This is a genomic window from Paenibacillus tritici (assembly GCF_018207515.1).
GTDB lineage: Bacteria > Bacillota > Bacilli > Paenibacillales > Paenibacillaceae > Paenibacillus_AQ > Paenibacillus_AQ tritici.
Window position 1 is genome coordinate 7227615 of sequence record NZ_CP073365.1, and the last position, 12766, is coordinate 7240380.

General features: G+C 53.5%; 10 protein-coding genes. 2 read left to right on the top strand and 8 right to left on the bottom strand.

Annotation, left to right across the window (positions count from 1 at the left end; translation table 11 throughout):
• Positions 1–176: 176 nt before the first annotated feature.
• The 7 genes from KDC22_RS31105 to cidR form a co-directional block, all read right to left on the bottom strand.
• Positions 177–2405: an MMPL family transporter gene (locus KDC22_RS31105; RefSeq protein ID WP_211721414.1), complete on the bottom strand. Its 2229-nt coding sequence runs from the start codon at positions 2403–2405 to the stop codon at positions 177–179.
• Positions 2406–3233: 828 nt separating this feature from the next.
• Complete coding sequence (locus KDC22_RS31110; RefSeq protein WP_281424946.1) at positions 3234–5132, bottom strand: ABC transporter ATP-binding protein; 1899 nt, start codon at positions 5130–5132, stop codon at positions 3234–3236.
• Positions 5129–6889 (bottom strand): ABC transporter ATP-binding protein, encoded by a 1761-nt coding sequence (locus KDC22_RS31115; protein WP_173135968.1) that lies wholly within the window; start codon positions 6887–6889, stop codon positions 5129–5131. Before KDC22_RS31115 ends, KDC22_RS31110 begins: the two co-directional genes overlap by 4 nt.
• A complete protein-coding gene (locus KDC22_RS31120) occupies positions 6882–7268 on the bottom strand; it encodes a MarR family winged helix-turn-helix transcriptional regulator (protein WP_173135966.1) in 387 nt (128 codons plus the stop codon). The genes KDC22_RS31115 and KDC22_RS31120 overlap by 8 nt, the downstream gene beginning before the upstream one ends.
• Positions 7269–7681: 413 nt before the next feature.
• Positions 7682–9088: a DNA-binding protein gene (locus tag KDC22_RS31125; RefSeq protein WP_211721415.1), complete on the bottom strand. Its 1407-nt coding sequence runs from the start codon at positions 9086–9088 to the stop codon at positions 7682–7684.
• Between the two features lie 145 nt (positions 9089–9233).
• Positions 9234–9524 (bottom strand): aspartyl-phosphate phosphatase Spo0E family protein, encoded by a 291-nt coding sequence (locus tag KDC22_RS33915; RefSeq protein WP_343221859.1) that lies wholly within the window; start codon positions 9522–9524, stop codon positions 9234–9236.
• Positions 9525–9643: 119 nt separating this feature from the next.
• Positions 9644–10561 carry a cidABC operon transcriptional activator CidR gene (cidR, locus tag KDC22_RS31135; RefSeq protein WP_211721416.1) on the bottom strand — a complete coding sequence of 306 codons (918 nt, stop codon included), beginning with the start codon at positions 10559–10561 and terminating at the stop codon, positions 9644–9646.
• Positions 10562–10674: 113 nt separating this feature from the next.
• Here cidR and KDC22_RS31140 point away from each other — a divergent pair, with 113 nt between their 5' ends.
• Positions 10675–11046, top strand: coding sequence for a CidA/LrgA family protein (locus KDC22_RS31140; protein WP_173135960.1), 372 nt, complete (start codon positions 10675–10677; stop codon positions 11044–11046).
• Entirely contained in the window at positions 11046–11726 is a 681-nt protein-coding gene (locus tag KDC22_RS31145) for a CidB/LrgB family autolysis modulator (RefSeq protein ID WP_173136361.1), read from the top strand. The genes KDC22_RS31140 and KDC22_RS31145 overlap by 1 nt, the downstream gene beginning before the upstream one ends.
• A gap of 30 nt (positions 11727–11756) precedes the next feature.
• Here KDC22_RS31145 and KDC22_RS31150 read toward each other — a convergent pair whose 3' ends face one another.
• On the bottom strand, positions 11757–12725 hold the full coding sequence (locus KDC22_RS31150) for a Gfo/Idh/MocA family protein (protein WP_173135958.1): 969 nt from the start codon (positions 12723–12725) through the stop codon (positions 11757–11759).
• Positions 12726–12766: the final 41 nt, after the last annotated feature.

Consider the following 12766-nt stretch of genomic DNA (forward strand, 5'->3'; position numbering starts at 1 on the left):
TTGTATTCGGTTTCTCGCTTACATTCTGGTCTCTTCATTCGCTCATTTGGCCGCGTCCGGGGAATTAAAGTACTCGGCAGAGTCAGAGGAACTTCCTTTGTTCTTAGCATAAAATCCCTATATTTGTGAACAAAGATGCCCCGCAGGCCTGATAGCCTTGCGGGGCATCCCTATGGTTAACCCTTTGTATCTGGAACAGAGGTTTCGCTTATCTCCTCATGCTTACCCGGCCAGAAGGCCACCCGGCCGAAGAGGACGGTGATGGCCGGCACCAGGAAGGGGCGGACCACGAAGGTATCCAGCAGCACACCAATAGCTGTAATGATGCCGAATTGCACTAGCACCTGAATAGGAAGGCTGGCCAGCACGGCGAAGGTACCGGCCAAGATGAGTCCGGCGGAGGTAATTACCGACCCGGTCTCATTTACGCCTTCAGCAATCGCCCGCTTCAGCGGCATATGCTTACTCTTTTTCCAGATATTCGAGATCATGAAGATGTTGTAATCCTCCCCTAGCGCTACCAGGAAGACGAAGGAATAGAGCGGAATTGAACCCTGAATCGCATCTGCACCGAGTACATAATGAATGATGATCCAGCCCAGGCCCAGTGCCGAGAAGAACGATAGAATAACTGTCCCTACCAGATACACCGTAGCTACAACGGATCTGAGATAGACCAGCAGCAGCAGCGTAATCAGGCCGATTACGACCGGTATGATCAGATCGGTATCCCGTTCCCCCAGCTCCTTGGTATCATGCTGGGTAGCGGTCTGGCCGCTGATCCACACCTTATCCTGTACGTTCCCGATTCCCGACTCCGCCAATGCCTGCTCAACCGTAGTCTGAAGTGCCGGAATATGATTCATCGCTTCGATGGAATACGGATTGTCCTTGAATTCAATATCATATCCCGTGATCTTCGGATTGACCGCTCCCTGCTGCGGGTCGGAGACGACATCCACATAGGATAAGCTGCCCAGCACGGCTTGGAGGTCTTCTCCCCCGGACAACCCTTCTGTATCGACCATCAGCTTAGCGGGCGCAAGCTCCCCCGGAGAGAACTGCTTGCCGATCAGGTCGAACCCTTCCCGCGACTCCATATTTTTCGGGAATGAGGACAGAATATCATAGGTGAATTTGATTCCGCTGGAGAACGAGGCCAATACGCCCAGAAGCACCACGGTAATCCCGACAATAGCCCAAGGACGGGTAATGACAAGCTGCCCGATTCCTTTGCGGCGGTTCGGCTGCGGCTGCGGCACCGGTCTGCCCTTGGCCTTGGCACGTTCCGCTTCCATCTGCGGAGTCCGCGGCACGAACGGGAAGAACGAGGTCCGTCCGAATATTGCGAGCAAGGCCGGAACCAGGGTCAGACTGGCAACCCCCATAATGAGAATGGAGACACTGAACGGAACCGCGAACCGGTGATAGGCGCCATATTTCGCCAGCAGCAAGGCGAAGAGGGCCAGGACAACCGTGAAGCCGCTCATCGCAATCGCTCCCGAGGAATGGGAAATGGCACTCAGCAGCGCACGCCCTTTATTCTCCTCCACCTTCAGCATCTGGCGGAAGCGCGAGATCATGAACAGACAGTAGTCTGTCCCTGCCCCGAAGAGCAGTACGGTCATAATGGAGACAGCCTGCGAATCCACCTTGATCCAGCCTTCCTTGGCCATCAGGCCCAGCACCGGGCTGGTAACGCCATAAGCAAAGCCTACAGCGATCAGCGGAATCAGAGCCAGGATAGGTGAACGGTAAATCAGGAGCAGGAAGACCAGCACCAGAATTACGGTGGCAATCAGCAGGGACACATCGGCATTCTTGAATAGTCCTGTGGCATCCACCGAGATTCCGACGGGACCGGACACCCTCAAGCTTAAGTCTCCGCTGTCCGGCTTGGCTGCAGACGGATCAGCAAGCGTCTCTGTACGTATGATTTGCTTCAGGCTGGTCAGAGACTCCCCGAGCTGGTCGCTGTCTGCCGTCTTGTCGAACAGCACCGGAGTAACCAGTGTGCTTCTATCCTCCGACAACGACGCCTGCAGTGCTTGCGGGGGCAGCTTGCCAAGCGGTGGAACGAAATTCTGATGCTCCAGAGGGTCCTGTTCAAGCTTGTTGTAGACTGCCGTTATATGTACGAGATCCTCCTCCGATATTCCTCCGTCACGATGCCATACAAGCAGCGCCGGTACTCCGCTTCCGGCAGGGAATTCCCGTTCTGCAACGGCCGATGCCCGGACCGATTGTGAATTCTCCGGCAGGTTAGGCGCATTATTGGCAACCTGCGAGTTCACCGAAGGCCACAGCATGGTCAGCACCCCAACCACTGCGATCCACACCAGCAGAGTAATCCATTTGGTCTTGCTCCCTGCTACCCATTTTCCGTAGCCTGACATACCTTTCATCCTCTCTCCTGTCCGTCCGCCCCAAAAATGAGCCACGGGTCATTTTACTCTCCTTATCATATATACCCCGAAAATTTTAAGCAAACCTTTTTTCTCGTTTCATAGATAACTAGAGTTATAATCTGCTGCACCGTCAATGGCGCACCTTGATTCATTACCACTTACAGCAGGTGAATGGCGGTCTCTGTATCTATTATGGCCCTGGAAAATATTATATATTACGCAGAGTTACAATAACCATTTATTAGAGCAGTTCCCTCGGATTAATAAGCTCACTGTCGACGGACCAGACCAGAAATGCTGTAATTAATGCAGCTTCTGCTCACCAATAATCGGGTATTCGGAGGATTGTTGCAGGGAATGCAGGAATTTTACTTGTAGCCGGTGGATAAGAGGAAGAATCGTGCCTTCTGTGCAACATTTTCCTACTGAGGTGGATTGGATGCGGTTAAAGTTGCATTTTGGGCAGGAAATGGTGAACTCTCAATGGAGGATAGATGGAATTAGATGGGACTTGGTTGAGGATAGATGGAGGTTGGATCGGGGGTGATGGGTGGTGGATGGAGTTGGGTTGGTTGGGTTGGTTGGGTTGGTTGGGTTAGTTGGGTTAGTTGGGTTGGGTTGATGGACCGGGTAGATCGAGTGTGTTAGGCAGATTAGGTTAGAAGTGCAGTAGATTAAAAAACGGCGTCCACGCAAAGTCGGTCCGAAGACTCTCTGCAATGAACGCCGGGGCTGAGCTAAGAAGTGGAGCTATGAAGTAGAAACGGCTACGCTGTCTTTTAAAAGGACGGCATTCGTTTCAGCTTATCTTGGAACCAATCGGGATTACCCTGCATCCGGCAGGTCATCCCCGGAGAACTGGCTGTTATACAGATCGGCGTAGAAGCCGCCTGCTTCCAGAAGCTCCAGATGGGTGCCCTTCTCAATGACGCTGCCCTGGTTCATAACCAGAATCAGGTCTGCATCACGGATAGTGGACAAGCGGTGAGCGATCACGAAGCTGGTTCTGCCGTTCATCAGCGTGTTCATGGCCTTCTGAATCTGTACCTCTGTCCGGGTATCCACACTGCTGGTGGCCTCATCCAGAATCAGGATGGACGGATCAGCCAGTATTGCCCGGGCAATGGTAAGCAGCTGCTTCTGCCCTTGGGAGATGTTCGAAGCTTCCTCATTCAGAATGGTGTCATAACCCAGCGGCAGCGTGCGGATAAAGTGATCGGCATGTGCCGCCTTGGCTGCACGTACCACATCCGCTTCCGTAGAGCCCTCGCGGCCATAAGCGATATTATCACGGATGGTGCCGTTGAACAGCCAGGTATCCTGGAGCACCATTCCGAACTTGCTGCGCAGCTCGCTGCGCTTCATATTGGTGATGTTCACACCGTCGATGACAATCTCGCCGCTGTTCACTTCGTAGAAGCGCATGAGCAGATTGATCAGGGTTGTTTTGCCGGCCCCGGTTGGCCCTACAATGGCAATGGTCTGCCCCGGACTGACCTCGATATTCATGTCTTCGATCAGGACTTCATTCTCCTTGTAGCCGAACTTCACATGGCGGAATTCCACCGCGCCCTCTTCCGCATCCGCTGTACGCTTGGCAAGCGAAGTCCCCACTTCAGGAATCTCCTCTTCTTCATCCAGCAGTTCAAATACACGTTCCGCCGAAGCGATCGTAGACTGAATAATGTTGGCAATATTCGCGGTCTGCGTAATCGGCATGGTGAACTGGCGCGAATACTGGATGAACGCCTGGATGTCGCCGACATCAATTGCTTTTTTGGTAACGAAAATCCCGCCGACCACACACACCAGCACATAACCCAGGTTACCGATAAACATCATCAGCGGCATAATAATCCCGGAGATGAACTGGGATCTCCAGCCGGAGTCGTATAGCTGATCGTTGATCTTATCGAAGTCCTTCAGCGAATTCTTCTCGCGTCCAAAAGCCTTGATAATCCGGTGTCCCGTATACATTTCCTCTACATGGCCGTTCAGCTGGCCCAGCGATTTCTGCTGTCCGACAAAATAAGTCTGGGAGCGCTTGGTAATCAGCATGATGACCACGAAGCTAAGCGGCAGCGTTACAATAGTAATCAAGGTCAGCCAAGGGCTGATGGTCAGCATCATCACAATGACTCCGACAATCGTCACAATAGAGGTAATAAGCTGGGTCAAGCTCTGCTGCAGGGTCGTACTGATGTTGTCCACATCATTAGTCGCCCGGCTGAGAATCTCCCCGTGGGTCCGGGAATCGAAATATTTCAGCGGCAGCCGCTCCAGCTTGCTGTTGATCTGCTCGCGCATATCATATACGACCTTTTGGGCCACTCCGGCCATTACATACTGCTGTATATAACTGAACAGTGCACTGAACAGATAGAGTCCGGCCAGCAGGATAAGAATATCATTAATATAGCCGAAATCAATGGCTGCACCAGGCACATCCATCATCTTCCCATAGGCACCTTCAAACAGCTTGGTAGTCGCTCTACCCATTACCTTGGGGCTGAAAATACTGAATACGGTACTGGCAATCGCCATCACGAATACAATAATCAGCTGCACCTGGCGCGGACGCAAATACCGGACCAGGCGGCGCAGGGTTCCTTTGAAATCCTTGGCCTTCTCGGGAGGCATACCCATGCCGGGTCCGCCCGGGCCGGGGCCGAATCCGCCGTGTCTGCGGGCGGGCGGCTTCGTTGCTTTGTTCTGTTCACTCATGCTATTTCCTCCTCTGACAGCTGCGAGGATACGATCTCGCGGTACACCTCATTATTGTCCAGCAGCTCACGGTGCGTGCCCATTCCGACAATCACGCCATCATCCAGCACGATGATCCGGTCTGCATCCATTACCGTACTTACCCGCTGGGCGACAATAAGGACGGTAGATTCTGTAGTCTCCTCCTTGAGCGCTGCACGCAGCTTGGCATCGGTCTTGAAGTCCAGCGCGGAGAAGCTGTCGTCGAACAGGTACACTTCCGGTTTGCGGACGAGGGCCCGGGCGATCGACAGGCGCTGCTTCTGGCCGCCGGAGACATTGCCGCCCCCCTGGGAGATGCTTGAATTGAAGCCTTCCTTCATCGCAGAGACGAAGTCATAGGCCTGAGCCACCTTGGCGGCATGAATAATCTCTTCGTCTGTAGCATCCTCTTTCCCGTAACGGATATTCTCGTTAATGGAACCGGTGAACAGCACTGCTTTTTGCGGGATATAGCCGATCTTGCTCCGCAACTCCTCTTGCGTCATCTCGCGGACATCCACTCCATCCACACGGACCGAGCCTTCTATAGCATCATAGAATCTTGGAATCATGCTCAGCAGCGTCGACTTCCCTGACCCGGTTCCGCCGATAATGGCCGTTATCTCACCTGGGCGCGCACTGAAGGTAATTCCGGACAACGCCTCCTGCTCCGCACCCGGGTAAGAGAAGGACACATTGTCGAACTCTACGAATCCGCGCATTCCGTCACGGCCGTCTGCATGGGTAGCTGTAGCCGTAGTCTTCAGCTCTGCGGTTGTAGGGTCTACAATCTCAGGCTGCATATCGAGTACTTCATTGATACGCTGCGCAGAAGCGGAGGCTCTTGGAATCAGAACGAACATCATGGATACCATAATCAGCGAGAACATAATCTGCATCGCATATTGAATGAAGGCCATCAGGGAGCCGACCTTCAGATCCCCGTCGCCAATACGGATTCCGCCGTAATACAGAATGGCAATCATGGAGAAGTTCATCACGATCATCATCAGCGGCATCAGTCCCGCCATCACCTTATTGACTTTGATCGCAGTGTCGGTAAGGTCGCGGTTCGCCGCACTGAACCGTCTATTCTCATGCTCAATCCGGTTGAAGGAGCGGATGACGCGGATACCGGTCAGATGCTCGCGCAGCACCAGGTTCAATTTGTCCAGCTTGATCTGGATGGCCTTGAACAGCGGCAGACCCTTCATTCCGATGAAGAAGATCGCTCCGACCAGCAGCGGAATCACCACTACAAAGATCAGCGAGAGCTTGGCATCCTCCGACACCGCCATAATAATCCCGCCGATCATCATCATCGGGGCACCGACCATCATGCGGAGCATCATAGTCAGGACGGTCTGGACCTGTGTAATATCATTGGTGGTCCGTGTAATCAATGAAGCGGTGCCCAGCTTATCGAATTCATGAAGTGTGAAGTTCTCCACATGATTGAACACCCGTGAACGGGTATTCTTGCCGAAGCCTGCCGCCACTCTCGCTGACAGATAGCTGGCAATAACAGAGCATAGTACACCGCCGGCTGCTACCAGCAGCATGAAGCCGCCGATTCTCCAGATAAACGGCTGGTCGCCGTTTACAATCCCTTTATCAATAATGTCACTCATTAAGGTGGGAAGATACAAATCACCCATGGACTGCAGGAATACAAGAATCAGCACCCCTGCGATAGCCAAGCGGAAGGGCTTCAGTTGTTTCATTAATTTAATCAAGCTTCTCATCTCCGTTCATTTGTAGCCGGTCTAGATTAGGCGGCGGATTATCCTCCATGAAGGTATAGACCTTCCCCAGCAGCTCCGCCAGCTGGTCGGATTCTTCCTCGCCTAAATATTCCACCATCTTGTTTAGGGTTGCATCCATATGGTCCCTGGCCTTACGTGTAATAATTTTGCCCTGTTCCGTCAACTTGATGCGCACGACTCTCCTGTCGGAAGCATCCGCCTGTCTTTCGACCATCTGTTTGGCTTCAAGGCTGTTAATCAGCTGGGTTACCGTTGGCGGACTCAGTCCCAGAAAGCGGCTGATCTCCGATACCTTAAGTCCAAGCTCCCTGGAATGGGAAGCCCGTGCAATGCATATTAATAAAGTCATCTCACTTGGCTTATGCCCCTCCACTGTGTGATGCCATAGCCCTTTGCGCAGCTTCCTCAGTGCAGAGAAAAGCTTGTGCCCGACTGAATGTTCACCTTCCCGCTCTATCCCAATGCCTTCACCTCATTTTTAGTTAGGTCTACAAATAATTAAATCATATATTAATTAGGCTACCTAATTATATTTTCGTGCCCGCACTTTGTCAATTCCGAAATTCACGGGAATCTATGTAATTTTTTTCACATTCCCACGTACAAACGCTCCCTCGACACGAATGGCCGGGGAGTCCCTCTTAGATATGAGTGCGACTGTATTGTATCTGGTAATAGGCTTAGAATTCCACTCCGTGTTCCATAATGGTAATTCCTCTTCCCTTGGACTTCTGGTCTGCTCCGGCACCGGCAAGAATGAAGCTAAACAATACCAAAACGCTGGCTGTCATCAACAGTGATTTCTTCATGCTGTCTCACCTCCCTAATCAGTTCCCGGTATGCATTCTGCTGGACCTCCGAGGCGTAATCTCTGTTCAGTTCAAACAGGGTTACACAATTAATGAAGTCCTTTCCGCTATTCAGCCTGATGGTCAGACGCAGACAATGAATGATATAGTCGATTCCCTTAGAGCATTGGTTACGGGAGATGTGGTATATGGCGATCTGATAATAGAGACGGTAGACGCGGTCCACATTAATCGTGTCCTGGAACTGTTCGAACCGCAGCATCTCCCGGGAAAAGCGCGACATCACCGCATCGGCAGAGAACCCGAAGCGGTTCGCCGACTCCATAATGATCACCATGCCGGACAGAATCTCCCCGGGATGCTCTGATAGAAATGCTATATAGGAGGGCAGCACCGAAATATTGCCCATCAGAATCTCAAGCGTGAAGCCGTTAGCGACAGCAAACAGCTTGAAGCTCTCCACGCTGCTGCGCCCCTCGTCGTCCAGCATTTCAAACCATCCCAGGTCCGCATATCCGGCAGTATACCGCTTGGCCAGCTCATATTCCCCCTGCTTGGTAAGCGCCGAGGCCTTAAGCAGATAACCATGCCCATAGTAGACCACCAGCGGGCGTTCAGCCTGGAACGGCTCCCCCCGCTTCCCCTTGGTGCGCCGCAGCTCCTCGCGGTAGATGCCGTTGGCCAAGGCCCTCAGCTCATCGGCGAACTTCTCCACATCCTTCCAGCGGTGCAGCGCGAAGCATACCTTCGCCAGCTTCAGCAGCCCGTCCAGCTGCATGTCCTCGGGAAGCAGCCCGCGGTAAGGCTCGAAGCTGATGACAGCACGCAGCTTCTGCTCCATATCCACATCAGGAGTGGTCTCCAGGGATTTGAAGATCCGGTACTTGCTGATCGCCATCCGTTCGGAGTAGCCGTCCTGTTCATTCTCTACAATCAGTCTGTAAAAGATAATGGATTCCTGTATTCTGCCGCTGCAGAACAGCCTCTCTGCCACCCTGTAGATAATATCCAGCGGCCTCTGATATTCCATAATCCGTCTCAGAACCTCTTCAATGCACTGCTGTTTGCCAATCTCGGCACATTTGACCAGGAAAGGCTCGACACGGCGGCGGGAGATTCTATCTTCACTGAAGCACTCGTCCACATATAGCGGGTACAGCCAGCCCTCGGGGAATCCGAAGGCCCGGGTCATGGCATCCAGCTGTCCCAGCGAGATCGGCTTAGGCGGATTGCCGTGAAGAATGGCACTGAGACTGCCGCGGTTCAGGCCGGAGACTTTGGCAAATGAGGCAAGATTATGACCCGAGCGGGACAGATTCTTCTCGATTTCCGTTCGTATAGTAGTCAGCTTCGCCTCCACCCGGCACCTCCCCCATCCATCATTCAGTTTAACCTTCTATTAATTGCCATTATAGGACATGACTATGAAAAGCACAACAAAATGGCCCCACAAATCGCAGGGCCACGGGTTCCCGGACGCCGCCGGGAGATTCATATAATATAGTCTACTGCTGTAGAGCCGCCTTATTCCTGATCCGCTGGCTCTTGGTATTCTTGCCGTAAGGGGCTGCAGCGTTCTTGCGGCTGCGCAGGCTCTCCATCATCAGATTCTGGGCCATGACAATGTACCCGTCCAGCCGCTGGCTAAGCTCCAGCACCGTATGATCGCTCAGACTCCGTTCCTGGGCCACCTCCAGCAGCTCACTTCTTAAGTTCTCTATAGTAAGGAATAGCTCATCTTCTCTGTAATCCCGGCCTTTGGCATCCGGAGAATTCTGGTAAAGGTTCACAGTCACTCACCTTCTCTCTATCAACTTCTCCCTTATCATAAATCATGATGCCAAAAAACAAAATTTGCAAAAAAAGAAAAAAATGTCGATGAAAGCAGAACTAAACCCTCTTATTTATATCCTGTTCATATCTTACCCGGATGCTCCGGCGGGTGAAATCGTTCCCCGAGTACATTCATCGCAAATGCAATCCATTCCCTTGCAGCAAAGGACAGGTAACGGTCCTTCCGCCAGATCATCCCCAGCTGCCAGGGAATCACCGGCTCGGTCAGCGGAATGACGGCGATCCGCGAACGGTCGATATCCCGGCAGATGGTCTCCGGCAGCAGCGCAATACCCATGCCGGCGGCTACCATCCGGCTGATCAAGTCCCACTGTGAGCTTTCATAGACCACCTTGGGCTGAAAGCCCGCTTTGACACATTCCGATATAATCCGGTCATGCAGGGCGAAGTCCTCCCGGAACAAGACGAACTCCTCTTCCGCCAGCTCCTTCAGCGGTACCTGCTGTGCTCCGTCCAGACGGTGTCCTGCCGGGACCAGCAGTTCCAGCTTCTCTTCAACAAAGGTGAAGCAGTGGAACCTCGCCGGGTTCACCGGCAGCACAATCGCCCCGATGTCGAGCAGGCCGGACTCCACATCATCCTCCACTTTTTTGGCCCCGTCCTCATGCAGCCGGATCGTGACCTCGGGATACCGCCGGTGAAATTCTCCGATGACCGCCGGAAAGAAGCTGGCCCCCACCATAGGAGGAAGACCGATGCGGATATGCCCCTGCTTCAGATTGCGCAGACTGTCCAGCTCCGAAGAAAGGCTGGCAAAGGACTCTACAATGTTCTGCGCCTTGACGAGCAGAAGCTCTCCGGCATCCGTCAGGCGGATGCTTTTGCCTTCCCGGTAAAACAGATCCGCCCCCAGCTCCGTCTCCAGATTACGGATCATCTTGCTGATGGTGGGCTGGGTGATATACAGCGATTCGGCAGCCCTGGAGAAGCTGTTCAGCCGGGCGGCTTGCACAAAGTACTCCAGTTGTCTGACCTCCATTAAGGTCCACCTCCATCTATAGACAATTGGAATGTGAGATATTCAATCTATTCATTGTACCTATGAAAGAATTAGATGTAAACTTTCAGTAAGATGAAAGGAGGTAATCGTTTATGAAAAAGATTGCCTTAGGCTTACTGCAGGTTGCCGGACTTACCGTGTTCTCCCTGCTGGTTAACAGTATAACCTCATTGCTGCATATTCCTCTTCCCGGAAGCATTATCGGGATGATTCTATTATTCCTGCTGCTGGAGTCCGGCGTGATCCGCCTGAACTGGGTGGAGGCAGGCGCTTCATGGCTGCTGGCCGAGCTGCTGCTGTTCTTCATTCCTTCGGCTATCGGGGTGATGAATTACTCCAAGCTGCTTGAATCCGATGGCCTGCAGGTGCTGGCGGTTGTACTCGTAGGGACCTTTGCCGTCATGGCCAGTTCCGGCCTGTTGACAGGGGTTATCTATAAAGTGAAGGAGCGTAGAAGCTTATGATGACCGGACTGCTATTCCTTGGACTTACCATTGCAGTATACCTTGTAACCAAACGGATCTATGCGGCCAGCGGCAAAATGTATACCTCCCCGCTGATCATCACTCCGCTGCTAATCATCAGCTTCCTGCTGATGACGGGAAGCTCCTATGAATCCTACAATGCGGGAGGCAAATGGCTGTCGGACCTGCTTCAGCCGGCGACCATCGCCTTCGCCATCCCGCTGCATAAGAACTTCAAGGTACTCAAAAAACACGCCGCCGAAATTGCGGCAGGCGTGCTGTCAGGAACGGTTATGGCCGTGCTGTCCTCGATGCTGCTGGCCAAGTGGCTGCACCTGAGCGGTGATCTGGCGACCAGTCTGGTCCCCCGCTCGGTGACCACGCCCATTGCCATGAGCATCTCGCAGAGCATCGGCGGGGTTCCCAGCATTACCGCGGTCTTCGTCATTCTGACCGGTGTGCTGGGAACGATGATGGGACCCTCCGTGCTGCGCCTCTTCCATATTGAGAATGAAATCGCGCGCGGGGTATCGCTTGGAACCGCAGCGCATGGCACAGGCACCTCCAAGGCCTTCGAGCTTAGCTCGCTGACCGGCACCATCTCCAGTATCTCGATGATTCTGACGGCGCTGTTCTCCATCGGGCTGGCACCGGCCCTGCTCGCCGTCTTCCTCCACTAGGCTGCTCTTGCCCCGGCCCCGGCCGGAATTCTACAGCTTCACCGGGACTCCGCTCTGGGCAGAATCATACGCGGCGCAGGTCACCTTAAGTGTCTTGTACCCATCCTCATAATCGCTGAGAATGCGGGAACGGTCTCCGGTACGGACCGCGTACAGGAACGCCTCGCTCTCTACCGCGTAAGGGTTGCCCGTGTTCTTGTATTCCTTGCTGTCCCCGCTGCGGACTTCGAGGAGACGCTCCGGGTTCCAGTCCAGCATTCCGTTGTCATTATAGAAGCTGATCCCGGCTTTGTTCACCTCACCGGGCAGCACACAGGTGTTGGAGATGCTGGCCACAATGCCGCTCGCAAGCTTCAGGGATACGGTGCCCACATCGGATACGGTCACCCCTTCATGCTTCTCGTGCATAATCCGGTTGCCGAACATGCCATAGACCTCCGTCACTTCACCGGCCAGATAACGCAGCAGGTCCACGATATGGGTCGTCTGCTCCGTGAATTGCCCGCCGGACTGTTCCTGATTGCGCCACCAGGCCGCGCCGGGCATCCCGCCCATCCATTCACCGACAATCATCCCTACCTTGTCCCCGCTGAGGAGCTGCCTCAGCCGCTGGATGTTCTCCTGATACCGGAAATGGTAGCCAACCGAGGTCAAGAGTTGATGCTCCTTGATATCCTGCAGCAGACTGGCCGGAATGGCCGTACTTGAGCCGAGCGGCTTCTCGACGAAGAAGGGAATGTCCCTGCGGATCAGCGCCCGTTCAATGGCCCCGTGCGACTGCGGAGGCACACAGATATAGACGGCATCCAGCTTGTGGCTGTCCAGCATCTCGGTAATCTCCCCATACCCTTCGGCTCCGTAAGGACGGGCCATCTCCTCACCCTTAGCCTTACTGCTGCCGCACACCGCCTTCAGCGACACTTCCTCCATGCCTGCCAGCAAATCTGCATGTACTTTGGAGAACCAGCCTGTTCCGACGATTCCGATATTGAGCGTCATGTCATTACCTCCTGAGTAGTCTGATGAATGCCTTTTCATTG

Coding starts and splice junctions, on each gene's coding strand:
- KDC22_RS31105 (WP_211721414.1), bottom strand. CDS start 2,405: ATGAAAGGTATGTCAGGCTACGGAAAATGGGTAGCAGGGAGCAAGACC.
- cidR (WP_211721416.1), bottom strand. CDS start 10,561: ATGGAGGTCAGACAACTGGAGTACTTTGTGCAAGCCGCCCGGCTGAAC.
- KDC22_RS31150 (WP_173135958.1), bottom strand. CDS start 12,725: ATGACGCTCAATATCGGAATCGTCGGAACAGGCTGGTTCTCCAAAGTA.
- KDC22_RS31110 (WP_281424946.1), bottom strand. CDS start 5,132: ATGAGTGAACAGAACAAAGCAACGAAGCCGCCCGCCCGCAGACACGGC.
- KDC22_RS31145 (WP_173136361.1), top strand. CDS start 11,046: ATGACCGGACTGCTATTCCTTGGACTTACCATTGCAGTATACCTTGTA.
- KDC22_RS31140 (WP_173135960.1), top strand. CDS start 10,675: ATGAAAAAGATTGCCTTAGGCTTACTGCAGGTTGCCGGACTTACCGTG.
- KDC22_RS31120 (WP_173135966.1), bottom strand. CDS start 7,268: ATGACTTTATTAATATGCATTGCACGGGCTTCCCATTCCAGGGAGCTT.